A 15,874-nucleotide genomic window follows, 5' to 3' on the forward strand; every position below is an offset into this window, starting at 1 on the left:
CTGGACGAAGAGTTCCGCGACATCCCCCAGGAAGTACGCAACGTCCTGCATCCGGTACGGATGATAGGCGCGGACCTCGATCGCCTGTTGCGGGCAGATCTTGACGCAGGAATAGCACTCCCAGCATTGCTCGGGTTCCTGATTGAACCCCTTCATGCGGGCCTTGTCCAGCTTCATCAGGTCGTTCGGGCAGATATACATGCAGGCCGTCTTGTCCTGGCCCTTGCATCCGTCACATTTATCCTGGATTACAAAACTTGGCATTGGATGCCCCTCCAAATTTCGAAAGTGAGTTGAATGACTGTCTGCTTCCCGGCCACCAATTTCAGCCGGTCGCAGCCTTGTTGAGCTTGATCTCCACCTTTTGTTCGTCCTCCAGACCGGCATAATAGGCCTGGAGAATCTTGACCACTTCCGGTCGGCTGAATTCAGCCGGCGGTTCCTTGCCTTCGGAAAGAGTCTTGCGCAGCGCCGTCCCCGACAGCAGCAGACGATCATCCTTGCCATGGGGACAGGTTTTCATCGAGGCCATTCCCTGACACTTGTAACAATAGAACGTCCAGTCGATCTTGAGCGGTCGTGTTTGCAGCATCGATTCGGGAACCTGGTCGAAGATGTATTGGGCATCGAATGGCCCGTAATAATCACCGACACCCGCATGATCCCGACCGACGATCAGATGCGAACAGCCATAGTTTTGACGGAAGACCGCATGCAACAGCGCTTCTTTGGGTCCGGCGTAGCGCATGTCCATCGGATAACCCGCCTGAACGACAGTATCCTTGACGAAATATTTGTCGATCAGGACGTTGATCGCCTCGGCGCGAACCTCCGCCGGAATGTCTCCCGCCTTGAGTTTTCCAAGGACCGAGTGAACCAGAACTCCGTCAAGGGTTTCGATGGCGATCTTGGCGAGAAATTCGTGGGAACGATGCATCGGATTGCGGGTCTGGAAGGCGGCAATTTTGCTCCAGCCCTTTTTTTCGAACAAGGCCCGGGTTTCGGCGGGCTTCATGTAGATGTTCGGATACTTGGCGGGAAATTCTCCTTCCGACAGAACCTGGACTGGACCGCCGATGTTGACATCCCCCTGTCCCATGACCATCTGGACCCCGGGATGGGCGGCATCGGTGGTCTGGAACACGCTCTGGCATTCCAGGGTCTTGTCGATGGTGTACTTTTCTTCGACCTTGATGATGCCGCGGATCTCTCCGGTTTCATCATCGATCAGGGCGACTTCCTGACCGATGCCCAGGGTATCCGCCTTTTGCTTCGTGGTCGAGAGGGTGATGGGAATGGGCCAGAACACGCCGTTGGCCAGTTTGGTGTGCCGGCAAACTCCTTCCCAGTCCGCCTTGTTCATGAATCCGGGCAACGGCGTGAAGGCGCCGATCCCCAGCATGATCAGATCCCCCGCTTCGCGGGAAGAGATTCTCAGGGATTCCAACCCATGGGCTTTCTTGACGGCGGCTTCCAGAGCGGCGCCGGTCAGCAACAGGGGCTTGAGTTCTCCACCGCCATGAGGTGGAACCAGTTTGGACATGATGTAACTCCTTCCAATGAAAAACGTGTTGGTTCGTTGAACGTTCGCCCCAGTCAAGAAGAGGGCGGACTCCGGGTCAGCGACCGTTCCAGAAGGGCCAGGGCCTGTCCGCGGTGGCTGAGCCGATCCTTCTCACGGGGGGACATTTCCGCGAAGGTCTGGCGATGCCCTTCCGGGACGAAAACCGGGTCGTAACCAAAACCATTGTCGCCGCGCGAGGCATCGATGATGAATCCAGAGACCGATCCGGAAAAATGCGCAACCTGCCCCTGGGGGTCGGAAAGGCTCAGAACACACTCGAATCGCGCCTTGCGATCGGCGCCGCCGTGATTTTTCAGGTTGTCGAGCAGAAGGTTCAGGTTCTGTCGATCGCTCGCCCCGACCCCGGCGTACCGCGCCGAATGGACGCCGGGGGCGCCATCGAGGACATCAACAACCAGACCCGAATCGTCGGCCAGGGCATGCCTCCGGGTGTGACGCGCGATGGCGCAGGCCTTGATGTCGGCATTCTCGGTGAAGGTGGCGCCGTTTTCTTCGACGTCGGGGCTGTCGGGGAAATCATTCAGGTCGAGAAAGGTGATCCCGGTTCCCATGAACATGCGTCGAATCTCTTCCACTTTTTTCTTGTTGCGCGTTGCCAGGACAATTTCCAATGGATGATACCGTGTCGCCGATCTTTAAGTTTTGTCCCTGAACACGGCCACCCGGTCGCATGCCGCGATGGTGCGGTTGGCCCGAACCCGTGTTTGACCATGCATCGTTAATCATGGCAAATGTGAATGGGAATGCCGACCGTGTCAAGATACCGTGAAGGGGCGAGGGGATTTTTTTCGGGACCGATGGACCGGGTATTCATTCTGGTGCGACTTTCCCCGTTTCATCGCTGAAGAATATGGAGAATGTGGGGGGTGAAATAGATGATGATTCCGAAGGCCACCGCGATGACGACCCCCATGAAACCGATCCACAGCTTGATGATCCATTCCGCCACATCGATGCGTCCCGTCAGTTTTCCGGTGATTTCGACGAATTCCTGACCCAGGTAGATGTTTTCGATCACCATGCCCAGGTGTCGCGCCGCCTTTTCGAGAACGATCCGATCCGCTTCGGTGAACCCCTCGTTTGCCGTCGTTCCCCTCTTGTTGAGCAGTTGGATGGCCCCCGGGATTTCATCGCGATTGGGACTTTTGATCGGAACGCAGAGCATGTTCCGGGTGGTGAATCCGGTGACGATTTCGACTTTGCGGGCAAAACTGGATTTTTCCTCTTCGGTGGTGATGCTGATCGACTGTCCGGTGGCGATCACCTTGCCGACGTTGGAGCCGGTCTTGGGGATGACGATGGCGCGTTCTTCCAGTCCGGTGCCGCATTTGAGCCAGACGCCATCGCTGACCGGATCGTGAATGAAAATGCTGCACCGTTCGGCGTCGAGGGCCGACGCCAGGATTTCCATGAAAAATTCGAGCAGTTCCCGGTTCTGGGTGGGATGCCAGTTCTTGTTGATGCACTCCTGCCAGGCGACCAGTTGCTTGAGGCGTTGTCCCAATTCCTGTTTCTTGATCATGTTCCCCTCCGTCCGACCTTCGAGCAGTGCTGCCCTTCGCGGCGATGCGCCCCCTGGCCGCGCGGTTGTTTCCGGGGTGTCGCACGGGTGAAGGCTGCGATTGGAGCACGGACAACCCATCATGTTAACCCGGTTTGGGGATGGAACTAAGGAAAATTCGCCATTGGTCTGGTCGGAACTCCTGGCTGGATAAATGCAATGGGAGACCTTGAGTGTCGTTTCCTTTCGCGCCATCACGCTTTTCGGGGAGTCTCTCCATGAACGAACAGACATCGTTTGCCGTGCCGGGCATCAAGGAATCTCTGCGTCAATCCCTGATCATGATGACCGCCATCGGCGGTTCCATGACGCTGGCCGTTGCCATTTCCCACGGGGTGGAGTATGCGTTCGGCCTGGTGAGCGATGTCTTGATCAAGTAGCGCGACGATGTCGGTCGTGGCCATCGCGGGTGATCATCGAAAGGGGGTTCCGGCGACATGAAGGATCTTTCTCCCGTTTATGGCAACCGGCGCACCTTCGCCATCATTGCCCATCCCGATGCCGGCAAGACGACTCTGACGGAAAAACTGCTTCTCTTCGGCGGCGCCATCCAGATGGCGGGCCGCGTCAAAGCCCGCGGACAGGCGCGCCGCGCCCGGTCCGACTGGATGAAGGTCGAACGGGAGCGGGGAATTTCCGTTACCGCCTCGGTCATGACCTTCGAGCATGAAGGCAATGTGTTCAATCTTCTCGACACGCCCGGACACGAGGATTTCAGCGAGGATACCTACCGCACCCTGACAGCCGTCGATACCGCCGTCATGGTGCTCGATGCCGCCAAGGGGATCGAATCCCAGACCTTGAAATTGTTCGAGGTGTGTCGCCTGCGCAATGTTCCCATCATCACCTTCATCAACAAGCTCGACCGGGATGGACGCAGTCCCCTGGAGCTGCTCGACGAAATCGAAAACCAACTGGCCCTCGAAGTGACGCCCGCCTCCTGGCCCATCGGCATGGGACGTGATTTTCTTGGCTGTTACGACATCCTTCACGACCAGTTGATGTTCATGCAGCGGGGCGACGGCTCGGAAATGCGCGAGGCCATTCCCTGTCGCGGTCTGGATGATCCCATTCTGGGGTCGCTTCTTTCGGAAGACACCTGGAACGCCTTGCGCGATGATGTCCTCATGGCCCGGGGGTTGTGTCCCCCCTTCGATACCCGATCCTTTTTGCGTGGCGATCTTTCACCGGTCTTCTTTGGCAGTGCCGTCAACAATTTTGGCGTCCGTGAACTCCTCGACGGGCTGGCGACGATGGCCTCTCCCCCCCGACCGCAGCCGGCACGGGAACGGCTGGTCGATCCCGGCGAGGAGACGGTGACGGGGTTCGTCTTCAAGATCCAGGCGAACATGGACCTCAAGCATCGCGACCGCATCGCCTTCCTGCGCCTTTGTTCCGGGCATTTCCGGCGCGGCATGAAACTGATCCATCAGCGGACCGGAAAAAGTGTCAACGTTCACAATCCCATGATTTTTCTCGCCCGGGAGCGGGAGACCCTGGAAGAGGCGTGGGCGGGGGACATCATCGGTATTCCCAATCATGGGGCGCTGCGCATTGGCGATACCCTGACCGAAGGGGAGACGCTCCGGTTCACGGGGGTTCCGAGTTTCGCCCCGGAATTGTTGCGACGCATCCGTCCCGATGATCCCATGCGCACCAAACATTTGGGACGGACGTTGATCCAGTTGGGCGAGGAGGGGGCGGCGCGGGTATTCAAGACCCGTTTGGGGTCCGATTGGATCGTCGGCGTCCTCGGGGCGTTGCAATTCGAGGTATTGGCGGATCGGATTCGGACCGAATATGAAATGGTGGTTCATTTCGATTCGACCCCTTTTTTCACCGCGCGCTGGGTCGATGGCGATGATGCGGCAAAGGTCAAGGCCTTTGCCGAGGCCAACGTCGCGGACATGGCCGAAGATCATGATGGACTGCCGGTCTATCTGGCCCGCAATGCCTGGCGGTTGGAGAATGCCGCGCGAGAATGGCCTTTATTGCGTTTTCTATCGACTCGCGAACAGCTTTGGTGATCTGTGTTTCGATGGAGCGCGAGTCGTTGTCCCGGTTGTCAGGCTTTCAAATCCGAAGTGCGTTTTTTAATTGCGACTCTCTTTGTGGGGTGCGTATCAGGGAGAGATTTTTTCTGATATACTCGAATGAAAAGGAGTTCGCCATGACGACAGCGACGTTTGATACCTTGAAGTTTGTGCGACGGCAATCGTTCAGAACCATCAGGAATGACGTAATCCTGGAGAGGCTCCCATGCGGATCGTTCGAAAACAACTGGTTACCGATGAGGAACACAAACCCATCGCTGTCCAGATTGACTACGATGATTGGTTGCGGATCGAACGGCAACTCAAAATACAATCCCCGCCGGTCCAAGAAGTTGACCTGTCCCGTTATGTGGGCACAGTGAACCTGACTGAATCGCCGTTGGCCTATCAGGCACGTAGCCGGAACGAGTGGTCGTGAATTACGTTTTAGACACCAACATAGGTACCCGTTCAGACGTAATCGTTCCCCCCCCTCTCTTTGGGAGAGGGGGGGGGAGGGAATGTGCGTTAAAAATCGCGACAGATCTTTGAATCATGGAGTTTTTGTTTGCCCTCATCTCGGTCCTCTCCCAAAGGGAGAGGGGGTGGTGAACGATTACGTAACTGTGTGGAGAGATTGCATTGAGCGACCATGACCTGAATCCCGACGAAGTGAAATGGTATTACGGGACGGTTTTGCAAGGGACCCAGGATCTCAAGACCAGCGCCTGCTGTATTGGCGATGGATCCCTGGCCCCGAGCGTCAAATCCGCCCTGGAACGGGTCAACGATGAGGTACTGGCCCGTTTCTATGGATGCGGTTCGCCATTACCCCCGGCCCTTGAGAACTGCACCGTTCTGGATCTTGGTTGCGGTTCGGGACGGGATGTCTATGTCGCCGCGCAATTGGTGGGGCCTGGGGGACACGTCATTGGCGTGGATATGACCGAGGAACAGCTGACCGTCGCCCGATCCAATCTTTCCTCCCAGATGCAGCGTTTCGGGTATGCCCGGCCCAATGTGACCTTCCACCTGGGACGGATCGAAAACCTTGCCCTTCTGGGCATTGCCGATGCCAGCGTCGATGTGGTGATCTCCAATTGCGTTTTGAACCTGTCGCCGGACAAACGGGCCGTCTTCGGCGAAATCTTCCGGATCCTGAAACCGGGCGGCGAATTGTTTTTTTCGGATGTTTTCGCCGGTCGCCGGGTGCCGGAGCGTTTTCTCGACGATCCGGTCCTTCGCGGGGAGTGCCTCGCCGGGGCCATGTATCGCGAGGATTTCCGCCGCTTGTTGCGAACGTTCGGGTGTCTGGACTACCGCGTTGTCGAATCCCGGCCTCTGAACCTGAAGCGTCCCGAGGTGGAACGGGTCATCGGCATGGTTGATTTTCACTCGGTGACCATTCGCGCCTTCAAACTGTCATCGTTGGAAGACCTTTGCGAGGATTACGGGCAGGTGGCCATCTACCATGGAACCCTTGCCGATGCCCCCCATTTCTTCGACCTGGACGATCATCACCGCTTTCATACCGGAAAACCCATGCTGGTCTGCGGCAATACCGCCTCGATGATTCAGGAAACCCGCTATCGCTCCCATTTTACCGTCCATGGCGACCGATCGACCCACTACGGACCGTTCGATTGCGCCTCCTCCCATGAAAAAAAGGAGAAGGAATCAGGTGTTGGCGGGAGTTGTTGCTGAGTGACGGCGCCACCCGGAATGGAGCGACCGTTCCGGTGGGAGGTGGATCCCATCGGGGGCGCTCCGGGCAGTGCCATCCTTCCGGGCGAGCCTACCCGTGGTCAAATGGGTTATCGATGATCAGGGTCTGGTCCCGGTCGGCCCCGGTGGAAAGAATGGAAATGGGGACGGCGGTAAGTTCTTCCAGTCGTCGGATGTAGGCCAGGGCTTCGGGGGGAAGATCCTCCAGCCGTTGGGCATTGGCAACCGATCCTTTCCACCCCGGCATTTCCTCGTAGACCGGCTCGCAGACTTCCAGAACCGAGGGATCGGCGGGCATGGTCCGGAGTGTGCTGCCATTGCGTCCGTAGGCGACGCAGATGCGCAGTTTTTCCAATCCATCCAGGACATCAAGTTTGGTCAGGGCCATGCTACTCAGGCCATTGATCCGGGCAGCGTGGCGAACCACCACCGCGTCGAACCAGCCGCAACGCCGTGCTCTGCCGGTCGTCGCGCCGAACTCGTGCCCCACCTGGCTCAGGTGTTCTCCCGTGGCGTCCTTGAGTTCGGTCGGCATCGGGCCGCTTCCGACACGGGTGGTGTAGGCCTTGGTGATTCCCAGGACATGGTTCAAGGCCATGGGACCGATCCCTGAACCGATGGCGGCATTGCCGGCGACGGTGTTGGATGAGGTGACGTAGGGATAGGTGCCATGTTCCACATCGAGCATCGTCCCCTGGGCCCCCTCGAAAAGAATCGATTCTCCCCGACCGATCGCTTCATGCAGCAACTGTCCCACATCTTCGATGAAAGGGGATAGAATATTGGCCATCCGCATCGTTTCGTCGCGTATGGTTTCGAAGGTGAAGGTGGTGGCGTCGTAGAAATTTTCCAGCATGAAATTATGATAGGCGAGGTTGTCGCGCAATTTTGCCTCGAACGCCTGTCGGTTCGTCAGATCGCTCAGACGAATGCCGCGCCGGGCGGCGCGATCCTCGTAGGCGGGTCCGATGCCCCGTCCCGTGGTGCCGATCTTCCCTTTTCCTTTCCGCTTTTCCCGGGCGACATCCAGTTCGCGATGGTAGGGCATGATCAGATTGGCCTGTGCTGAAATCTTGAACAGATTGCTGTTGACCGTGACCCCCATTTCCGCCAGATGCTGGATTTCCTCGATGAGCGCCCCGGGGTCGAGGACGACACCATTGCCGATCAGGCACCGCTTGTTGGCACGCACAATCCCGGAAGGTATCAGGTGCAGGACATACTTTTTTCCATGAATGACAAGAGTATGTCCCGCATTGTGTCCCCCTTGAAATCGGACCACCGCGTCGGCGAATTCGGTCAGAAGATCGACGATCTTTCCCTTGCCTTCATCTCCCCATTGGGTTCCAACGATCACGACATTTGGCATTGTTCCCGGAACTCCCTGCGTCCAAATTAATGTTTTTCGCGACTATAAACCAATTTGCGAGGGTTGGAAATTTTTTTTTCAAATGGTTGAATATTATTGTAATTTGGACCAGTTTCCTCGCGACTGTCGATTTCGCGTGGGCGATCTGGTGGGGTGAGAGGCATGATTAAAATGGTCCATTAATTGCATTAAGCCGATTGTCAAATCGATCGCCGAAGTGTGTCCGTTAACTTTAAAATATTGAAAGACAATGATTTTATCAACATTCGTGTCCGCAGGGCCGTTTCGCCCCGATGGGCGGGCGACAGAAAATTGACCCGTGGCTGCGTTCATGGGACAGTCCGCAACGGTGGCCAGACAGGTTCGGATGCGTCGATAGGGACCGATGGAGTTTGCGATGAATCGTCCGTGGTTGGCATTGAAGGTCGGAGTCGCGGCGGATCCGTGCGGAAGGAAAGGGCGATGGAGTTCGATCCGTTCCTGGGGGCTGGCCGGTCTGCTGGCCCTGTTGGCATGGAATGTTTCCGGGAGTGCCTGGGCGTTTCAGGCTGCCGGGACCAACGGTTCCGGGGAGGGGGCCATCCACGCGGTGACCGATCCTCCCGGGGCCGGAATTCTCATGGATGGCCATTTCGTCGGCGTGACGCCGGCCCGATTCGCCTGGGAACCGGGAACCCATCGACTGGAACTCAAGAAATACGGTTATCACGACCTGGTGTTGGACCTTCAGGTGGTTCGGGGACGAAGGATGGAGGTGGATCTCAAACTCTATCCGCAACAACCGACCCGGCCCCAGGGAAGTCCCTTGATGGACCGCTTCGGCGTTTCCGACCCTTCCGTTTCCGCGTCCGGTGAATCCGCACGTCTGGTCGATGCGCCGGTGCATGCCCCATCCATTCCGGTCCGGCAAGTGCCTCCGGTCGGGACCTCGGTGCCATCCGAAACCGCCAAACCGTCTGCCTGGGTCGTTCAGCCGGGACAGGGGGATTCCTTATCGTCGCGGAAGTCGGAGGGGGATGCCAAGGATCGCGATTCCGGCAGGGTCTATACGGTCGAAGAGGGGGGGAGTCAGAAAATTACCGGACGGGTACAGGAAATGACCCGCAGTGAAATGCCGTTTCGCTATTCCATTCAGGTCGGCGCCTTTCTGGATCGCGAAAGCGCATTGAAACAGGCGGCTCTGTGGCGGCGCAAGGGATACGATGCCTATCTGCTCGAATTGTATGGGATCAAGGATCCGAGCCGATTGTGGCAAAGCGTCCGCATTGGCCGCTTCGACAGTATCATTGAGGCGCGGCGGTTTCTCGATGATTTTCATGCCAGGGAAAAAAGTGATGGCTACGTTGCCATGAGCGATTCCTTCGCTCCGCCAACTCAGGCTCCGATCGTTGTCCAGGGAAAAGAAAGTCGAACACCCTTCCCGGAACCCGGGGAGATCAAGGAGGCACAAGCGTCGGGTGAAACCGGTATCCCGGTCGCAAAGTCTTTCGCGCCAGGGGCAAAGGAGGCAGGGGCGGCAGCCGGCGGGGATTCCGCCTTCGGGAAAATGCCGCCGTCATCTTCCCAAACGGTGGCAACCGCGGGTGTGGCGGATACGGGACCGGCTTTGGCGTCATCGGGAGCGATGGACCGGGCCGCGACGCCGAATCGTCCCGGACCCGAAATGACCGGGGGGGCTGCCATGCCGGCGGTTGTCCCGGTATCGGAACCGGGGAAGGCTGAATCCGGGAAAGCTGAATCCGGGAAGGGATTGGAGTTGGGACCGGTCGTGTTGTCGTCGGAAGATGGGCGTCCCAAGGTGGGGATCGGGGAAATAATGGACAAGGGGACTGCCGGTCCGTCCACGGGTTCGACGCCGGTGATGGATTTGAAGGTGGATCTGGCGCGAACCGCGGACCATTCGGTGGCGCTTGGTGACGTGGCCGCGGGGCAGGGGACCGGTGGTGGAAAGGAACCCTCTGGTGAAAAGGACCAGGTCCCGGCAAGGCCGGAAAAGGTTGCCGCGGTGGGCGATACATCCCAGGACGGGGCCAACGGAGGGGCGTCCGAGGGACAAGCTTTGTACGACCAGGCGAACGAAGCGGAGAATAAAGGAAATGTCTCCTCGGCGATGGAACTCTATCGACGGGCTTTGGAACGGGATCCGAACCATCTCCTGGCACGTCAACGTCTGGCGCGCATCCATGTCGAAGGAGGGCGTCCGGCCGAAGCCTTGGCGGTCCTCAAACCGGCGGTCGCGGGTCGGGACAGCCGTGGACTGGCCAACGCCGATCCCAATTTTTCCGCGTTTCTCGCCGCCCTCTACCAGAGGCAGGAGGAACATTGGAAGGCAGTCGATCTTTACGAAGCCTTGTTGCGGATTCATCCCGAACGGGGAATCTGGCAGATGGGAATGGCCATTTCATTGGAAAAACTCAATGAACCGGCCAATGCGTTGCGTTATTACGAGAAGGCGCTGGCAAGCGGCGACTTGAGTTCGCGCTTGCGCGGGTTCGTCCAGAAGCGTATCCGTAATCTTCGTTGAAGGGTATCCAAAGAGTTGTCTGTTCGATTGTTCACGGGTCATGTCCCATCATTCGGAAGAGGGGGTGTTTCTCAGGGGATGGTGGCGGTAGGCGGGGTTTTCCCACCAGTGCAACTTGTCGCGCAGAACGGAAAAATAGTCACGGTCCATGGCATGCAACACCCGCAGTTTATGCTGCGATTGCCGCACGAGCACCCGGTCGTTGTCGAAGAGGGCGAATCCTGCCTGACCATCCAGGGTCAGCAGTCGATCCAGCCCATCCCGGGCCAGGGTGACGGTGACGCAACCGGTGCCGGGGACGGCGATGGCGCGGTTGGCGAGGGTATGGGGACAGATGGGGACCAGAAGAATGGCGTCCAGGGCGGGATGAATGATCGGTCCTCCCGCCGAGAGGGCGTAGGCGGTGGAACCGGTGGGGGTGGAGAGGATCAGACCGTCCGACCGGGTCGAGAAGGCAAACATGTCGTCGATGGCCACTTCGCATTCCATCATTCGCGCCAGGGCCTCCTTGTGGACGACCGCGTCATTGAGAACCCGGGTCTTGAGAACCTGCTCTCCGTTACGGATGACCACGACATCGAGCAAGGTCCGGAATTCCTCGCGGAACTTTCCTTCGAGAATGCTGCTCAGGGTTGCGATCATGTTGTCCCGGACCACTTCGGTCAGGAAGCCGAGCCGTCCGACATTGACCCCCATCAGGGGGGTGTTGCGGTCGCCGACCGCACGGGTGGCGGCAATGAAGGTGCCATCGCCGCCGATCACCACCACCAGATCGCACTCGGACGGAATCTTCGACTGTGGCACCCCATCGGCGATGGTTTCATCGATTCCCGCATCACGGGCGGTTTCGATGGAGACGGTTGCCTTGAGTCCCTGCTCATGCACCCACGAGGCCAGTTGCGCACTGGCCTCCAGGGCCATGGGGTCGGAACGTTTGGTGATGATGCCGATGTTTTTCATGACGGTTCCCTGGGGTTTGGGGCTTTGCCATGGTTGAAACGGATGTTGTGGTCTTGCCGGAAGGCCGGTTGGGGCATACAATGCCCCTTTTTTCATGGAAATGCCAATGAATTCCCGTCATCGCCGGTCCATGTGATGCGGTCCGGGGTCGTGATCAAACGTCCGATGCAAGATCATAATGATGAACCTTCAAGCCACAACCGTCGATTCCGCGCCATTGACCGATGTCCAGAGTCGCGGCGACAGTCGCCGCATCGACATCGACAAGGTCGGGGTGAAGAATATACGTTATCCGATCATCGTTCGCGACCGCAGCCGGGGCAATCAACATACGATCGCCTCGGTCAACATGTATGTCCGTCTGCCGCACCGGTTCAAGGGGACGCACATGTCGCGTTTCCTGGAGGTGTTGAGCGCTCATGATCAGGCGGTCTCGGTCGAGAACCTTCCCAATCTCCTTCAGGGAATTCGCGACCATCTCGACGCCGAAGAGGCGCACATCGATCTGGAATTTCCGTTCTTCATCCAGAAGAAAGCCCCGGTGACCGGGGCCCAGGCAATGATGGACTACCAGGTCCGGTTTTCGGGCATCCAGAGCGGCGACGATTTTCGCATGACCCTGGGCGTGGTGATCCCCGTGACCACCCTGTGTCCCTGTTCCAAGGAAATCTCGGAACGAGGCGCCCACAATCAACGTTCCCATGTCACGGTCAATCTTTCCTTTCATCGTTTCGTCTGGGTCGAGGAGGTGATCGAACTGGTGGAACGTCAGGCTTCGTGTCCCCTGTACGCCATCCTCAAGCGGCCCGATGAAAAATATGTCACCGAGCGGGCTTATGATCATCCGATGTTCGTGGAGGACATGGTTCGCGCTGTCGCGGCGGAACTGGAAAAAGATTCCAGAATTGCCTGGTTTACCGTGGAATCGGAAAATTTCGAGTCGATTCACAACCATTCGGCCTATGCCTTCCTGGAAGGGGGCGGAAAAAAAGAAAGCCGGGACCTGTTACGTTACGGTTCGGATGCCTTCGGGGAAAGGAGACAGCGATGATTCAGTCGGTCGAGGCCGAGATCGGTGTTGATGGCATCGTGGTTCTGAAGGAGCCCCTGTTCCTTGCCGAGAGACGGCGAGCCGTGGTGACGGTTCTCGAACCAGTGGAGGATATGGCTGGAAAAAGCAACGCCAAACAGGTTTTGGAACTTCTCGATTCCATGGAGTTCCGGGGAACTTCCAGCCTGGGGCCGGAAGAGATCGATTGGATCATTTGCGAAAACCGTCATGCCTGGAGTGAATGGTCAGGATACCGGCGGAATGTTCCATGATGATCCGGATTCGGGGTTGGCGTTTTTTTCATGTCTTGACACGATGAAGAATAAATTTATCGAATGGCAGGCGGCTGTTTCCTGGAACATCAACACGTCGCGAACACGAGCGAGGGGCTATGCGTTTTGGCGCCACATTGATTCCCACATTGAAGGAAAATCCGGTCGAGGCGCGGGTGGAGTCCCATCGCCTGATGTTGCGGGCTGGTTTGATTCGGCAACTGGGGGCGGGGATTTATACCTGGCTTCCCCTGGGGTTGCGGGTGTTGCGCCGGGTGGAGGCAATCGTCCGTGAGGAGATGAACGCCGCGGGGGCCCAGGAAATACTGATGCCCGGAGTGTTGCCCGCCGAATTGTGGCGTGAGTCGGGACGATGGCAGGTGTATGGACCTGAACTGCTTCGCTTTCAGGATCGCGGCGGGCGGGAATTCTGTCTTGGCCCGACGCATGAAGAGGTGGTGACCGATCTGGTCCGCCGGGAACTTCGCTCCTATCGCGACCTTCCCGCCAATTTCTATCAGATTCAGACCAAATTCCGCGATGAGGTCCGTCCGCGCTTCGGCATCATGCGCGGACGGGAATTTTTGATGAAGGACGCCTATTCGTTCGATCTTGACGAAGAGGGATTGGAACGAAGCTATCGTTCGATGGTGGCGACCTACAGGCGCATCTTTGACCGCTGTGGCCTGCGTTACCGTGCCGTCGAGGCGGACACAGGGGCCATCGGCGGGGCTTTTTCCCATGAATTTCATGTATTGGCCGAGAGTGGCGAGGATGTCATCGTCTCCTGTGACGGGTGCGGCTACGCAGCCAATCTTGAAAAGGCGGAGGGGACGCCGGTATCCGCGATGACCGAAGTGGACGAAATGTCGCCGCCGCTTCGGGCGGTTGAGACCCCCGGACAAAAAACAATGGAGGAAGTCGCTTCCTTTCTGGGGGTGCCGCTTGAAAAAACGGTCAAATCCTTGGTGGTGGCGGGGGATGAAGGGGCGTTTCAACTGTTGTTGCGCGGCGACCATGAACTCAATCTTGTCAAGGCGGCGCGCGCCCTGGGGATGACCGTGGTCCATCTGGCGGAACCGGAACAGGCGGAACGATGGGCTGGGGTTACCGTCGGATCGATGGGACCGGTGGCGGGACGGTTGCCGATGGTGGCGGATTCGGTGTTGCGGAATCTGTCCGGTTTCGTCGCCGGGGCCAACATCGAGGGATGGCACCATGTCGATGTTGCGTGGGGGCGGGATTGTCCGGTTCCGCGCTGGGCCGATCTGCGCAATGTCGTGGCGGGTGATCGTTGCGGGCGTTGCGGCGCGGGGACGCTGCGGCTGGACCGGGGCATCGAGGTGGGCCATGTGTTCAAACTGGGCGATAAATATACCCGGGCCTTGAAGGTGACGGTTCAGGATGCCCAGGGGCGCGAACGGACACCGATCATGGGATGTTATGGAATCGGTGTTTCGCGGATCGTCGCTGCCGCCATCGAGCAGAATCATGATGACAATGGCATCGTCTGGCCTCTTTCCCTGGCACCGTTCCCGGTGGAACTGGTGGTGGTCAATCCTCGCGACGGAGAATCGATGCGCATTGCCCAGGATGTGGAGCGGGAATTGCTTCGGGGGGGCATCGAGTCGCTCGTCGATGATCGGGATGAGCGACTGGGGGTCAAATTCAAGGATGCCGATCTCCTGGGGATCCCCTTTCGCGCATTGATCGGCGGACGCTCCCTGAAGGAGGGGACGGTCGAAATTCAGCAGCGCGGCGGCGCGGAAAAAGTATCAGTCCCTCTGGGGGACGTCGTGGCCCAATTGCGTGCCCGGATTCGGGCGGCGGCGGATACGGCGGGCGACGACACCCATCTTCGATCCGTGGAAGTCCCGGAACATGAATGACCTTTTGTCGATGGCACTGTCCGATGCCGTGACCGAAATCGCCCAGACCATGTTGTTCACGGATATTGGCATCGGACCGTTCGAGGTCCAGGGCAACCTTCAGACAGCCGATTTCAGTGCCATCGTTGGTTACGGTGGCGGCTTGAACGGCAGCCTCAGACTTGGGGGATCCCTGAACGCTTCCCTGCGATTGGCTGGGGCTTTGTTGGGTGAAACCCGTGAATCGTGGGACCAGGAATTGGAGGATGCGTTTGGTGAAATGGCCAATATGATCGCCGGAGGGGTGCAGACCCGGATCGAGGGGTTGGTCGGGACGATCACTCTGACCCCGCCCATGGTGATTCAGGGGAAAAACCACCAGATCGCGGGCCAGCAGCCTTCCCACAGGTTGTGTCGCCACTTTGAAATCGATGGGATGGGCTTTTTCTGTGAAATTCACCGTACCGATCCTGCCTGAAGGCGGGCGGGCATGACCTTTGGGGAGGACGCATGAATCGGGATCAGGAGCGGAATCGGACCCGGAATCTGCATCGGAATCCGATGCAGAATGGCGGTCGGGGAAATCGGGATGCGTTTTCGGAAGCGGCGCGCGTGGACGCGATTTTTCCTGATTCGACCCGGGATGTGGTACGGGCGTGGGTGCGCGGCATGTTGCCCAGTATCGCCGAACCTTTGATCCGTGAGGAAATCGCCCGTTTGCGGGATGAGGAACTGCGACGGGTGCCCCCAGGGGAATTGGCGGAGGCGGTACGGGACTGGCTTGAACCGAGAATCGATTCGATGGCCCGGCAAACGATTCGGGACATGGTGGTTTCCATCCTTCCCGATATTGCCGCCTCCTTGATCGAGAAGGAGATCCAACGCATCCGCGAAGGGGGCTGACGGCGGCGCGTCTTGAGGGCGAT

The 15,874-nt window shown here is 58.3% G+C and carries 16 protein-coding genes; 10 read left to right on the top strand and 6 right to left on the bottom strand.

Annotated elements, in window-relative coordinates; genetic code table 11:
- The 4 genes from HQL76_03050 to HQL76_03065 form a co-directional block, all read right to left on the bottom strand.
- The coding region (locus tag HQL76_03050) for a 4Fe-4S dicluster domain-containing protein (protein MBF0108138.1) at nt 1-264 on the bottom strand (264 nt) is incomplete at its 3' end.
- A 61-nt stretch (nt 265-325) separates the two neighbouring features.
- Nucleotides 326-1,543, bottom strand: a complete 1,218-nt coding sequence (sat, locus tag HQL76_03055; protein MBF0108139.1) for a sulfate adenylyltransferase — start codon at nt 1,541-1,543, stop codon at nt 326-328.
- Between the two features lie 53 nt (nt 1,544-1,596).
- Nucleotides 1,597-2,196: an XTP/dITP diphosphatase gene (locus HQL76_03060; protein ID MBF0108140.1), complete on the bottom strand. Its 600-nt coding sequence runs from the start codon at nt 2,194-2,196 to the stop codon at nt 1,597-1,599.
- A 224-nt stretch (nt 2,197-2,420) separates the two neighbouring features.
- On the bottom strand, nt 2,421-3,107 hold the full coding sequence (locus HQL76_03065) for a GAF domain-containing protein (protein ID MBF0108141.1): 687 nt from the start codon (nt 3,105-3,107) through the stop codon (nt 2,421-2,423).
- 257 nt (nt 3,108-3,364) lie between these two features.
- Here HQL76_03065 and HQL76_03070 point away from each other — a divergent pair, with 257 nt between their 5' ends.
- From HQL76_03070 to HQL76_03085, 4 genes are all read left to right on the top strand, one after another.
- Entirely contained in the window at nt 3,365-3,526 is a 162-nt protein-coding gene (locus tag HQL76_03070) for a hypothetical protein (protein ID MBF0108142.1), read from the top strand.
- 57 nt (nt 3,527-3,583) lie between these two features.
- Nucleotides 3,584-5,173: a peptide chain release factor 3 gene (locus tag HQL76_03075; protein ID MBF0108143.1), complete on the top strand. Its 1,590-nt coding sequence runs from the start codon at nt 3,584-3,586 to the stop codon at nt 5,171-5,173.
- A gap of 232 nt (nt 5,174-5,405) precedes the next feature.
- A complete protein-coding gene (locus HQL76_03080; protein ID MBF0108144.1) occupies nt 5,406-5,618 on the top strand; it encodes a hypothetical protein in 213 nt (70 codons plus the stop codon).
- 203 nt (nt 5,619-5,821) lie between these two features.
- Nucleotides 5,822-6,883 carry a methyltransferase domain-containing protein gene (locus HQL76_03085; GenBank protein ID MBF0108145.1) on the top strand — a complete coding sequence of 354 codons (1,062 nt, stop codon included), beginning with the start codon at nt 5,822-5,824 and terminating at the stop codon, nt 6,881-6,883.
- A gap of 91 nt (nt 6,884-6,974) precedes the next feature.
- Here the strand turns inward: HQL76_03085 and HQL76_03090 are convergent, their stop codons facing one another.
- Complete coding sequence (locus tag HQL76_03090; protein ID MBF0108146.1) at nt 6,975-8,273, bottom strand: adenylosuccinate synthase; 1,299 nt, start codon at nt 8,271-8,273, stop codon at nt 6,975-6,977.
- Between the two features lie 397 nt (nt 8,274-8,670).
- On the opposite strand from HQL76_03090, the gene HQL76_03095 reads away from it, so the two are divergent.
- Nucleotides 8,671-10,797, top strand: a complete 2,127-nt coding sequence (locus tag HQL76_03095) for a tetratricopeptide repeat protein (protein MBF0108147.1) — start codon at nt 8,671-8,673, stop codon at nt 10,795-10,797.
- 48 nt (nt 10,798-10,845) lie between these two features.
- On the opposite strand, the gene HQL76_03100 is transcribed toward HQL76_03095, so the two are convergent.
- Nucleotides 10,846-11,757, bottom strand: coding sequence for an NAD(+)/NADH kinase (locus tag HQL76_03100; protein ID MBF0108148.1), 912 nt, complete (start codon nt 11,755-11,757; stop codon nt 10,846-10,848).
- A 181-nt stretch (nt 11,758-11,938) separates the two neighbouring features.
- On the opposite strand from HQL76_03100, the gene HQL76_03105 reads away from it, so the two are divergent.
- The 5 genes from HQL76_03105 to HQL76_03125 all read left to right on the top strand — a co-directional run bounded on the left by HQL76_03105 (nt 11,939) and on the right by HQL76_03125 (nt 15,851).
- The gene (locus HQL76_03105) at nt 11,939-12,808 is read left to right on the top strand and encodes a GTP cyclohydrolase I FolE2 (protein MBF0108149.1); all 870 of its coding nucleotides are present in this window, start codon (nt 11,939-11,941) and stop codon (nt 12,806-12,808) included.
- Complete coding sequence (locus tag HQL76_03110; protein MBF0108150.1) at nt 12,805-13,080, top strand: hypothetical protein; 276 nt, start codon at nt 12,805-12,807, stop codon at nt 13,078-13,080. Before HQL76_03105 ends, HQL76_03110 begins: the two co-directional genes overlap by 4 nt.
- Nucleotides 13,081-13,199: 119 nt before the next feature.
- Entirely contained in the window at nt 13,200-14,969 is a 1,770-nt protein-coding gene (locus HQL76_03115; GenBank protein ID MBF0108151.1) for a proline--tRNA ligase, read from the top strand.
- Nucleotides 14,962-15,426, top strand: a complete 465-nt coding sequence (locus HQL76_03120) for a chemotaxis protein CheX (protein ID MBF0108152.1) — start codon at nt 14,962-14,964, stop codon at nt 15,424-15,426. Before HQL76_03115 ends, HQL76_03120 begins: the two co-directional genes overlap by 8 nt.
- 32 nt (nt 15,427-15,458) lie before the next feature.
- The gene (locus HQL76_03125) at nt 15,459-15,851 is read left to right on the top strand and encodes a hypothetical protein (protein ID MBF0108153.1); all 393 of its coding nucleotides are present in this window, start codon (nt 15,459-15,461) and stop codon (nt 15,849-15,851) included.
- Nucleotides 15,852-15,874: the final 23 nt, after the last annotated feature.

The organism is Magnetococcales bacterium (assembly GCA_015228815.1).
Taxonomy (GTDB): Bacteria; Pseudomonadota; Magnetococcia; order Magnetococcales; family UBA8363; genus UBA8363.

Coding starts and splice junctions, on each gene's coding strand:
- HQL76_03120 (MBF0108152.1), top strand. CDS start 14,962: ATGAATGACCTTTTGTCGATGGCACTGTCCGATGCCGTGACCGAAATC.
- HQL76_03090 (MBF0108146.1), bottom strand. CDS start 8,273: ATGCCAAATGTCGTGATCGTTGGAACCCAATGGGGAGATGAAGGCAAG.
- HQL76_03065 (MBF0108141.1), bottom strand. CDS start 3,107: ATGATCAAGAAACAGGAATTGGGACAACGCCTCAAGCAACTGGTCGCC.
- HQL76_03080 (MBF0108144.1), top strand. CDS start 5,406: ATGCGGATCGTTCGAAAACAACTGGTTACCGATGAGGAACACAAACCC.
- HQL76_03125 (MBF0108153.1), top strand. CDS start 15,459: ATGAATCGGGATCAGGAGCGGAATCGGACCCGGAATCTGCATCGGAAT.
- HQL76_03115 (MBF0108151.1), top strand. CDS start 13,200: ATGCGTTTTGGCGCCACATTGATTCCCACATTGAAGGAAAATCCGGTC.
- sat (MBF0108139.1), bottom strand. CDS start 1,543: ATGTCCAAACTGGTTCCACCTCATGGCGGTGGAGAACTCAAGCCCCTG.
- HQL76_03105 (MBF0108149.1), top strand. CDS start 11,939: ATGAACCTTCAAGCCACAACCGTCGATTCCGCGCCATTGACCGATGTC.
- HQL76_03110 (MBF0108150.1), top strand. CDS start 12,805: ATGATTCAGTCGGTCGAGGCCGAGATCGGTGTTGATGGCATCGTGGTT.
- HQL76_03075 (MBF0108143.1), top strand. CDS start 3,584: ATGAAGGATCTTTCTCCCGTTTATGGCAACCGGCGCACCTTCGCCATC.
- HQL76_03095 (MBF0108147.1), top strand. CDS start 8,671: ATGAATCGTCCGTGGTTGGCATTGAAGGTCGGAGTCGCGGCGGATCCG.
- HQL76_03100 (MBF0108148.1), bottom strand. CDS start 11,757: ATGAAAAACATCGGCATCATCACCAAACGTTCCGACCCCATGGCCCTG.
- HQL76_03070 (MBF0108142.1), top strand. CDS start 3,365: ATGAACGAACAGACATCGTTTGCCGTGCCGGGCATCAAGGAATCTCTG.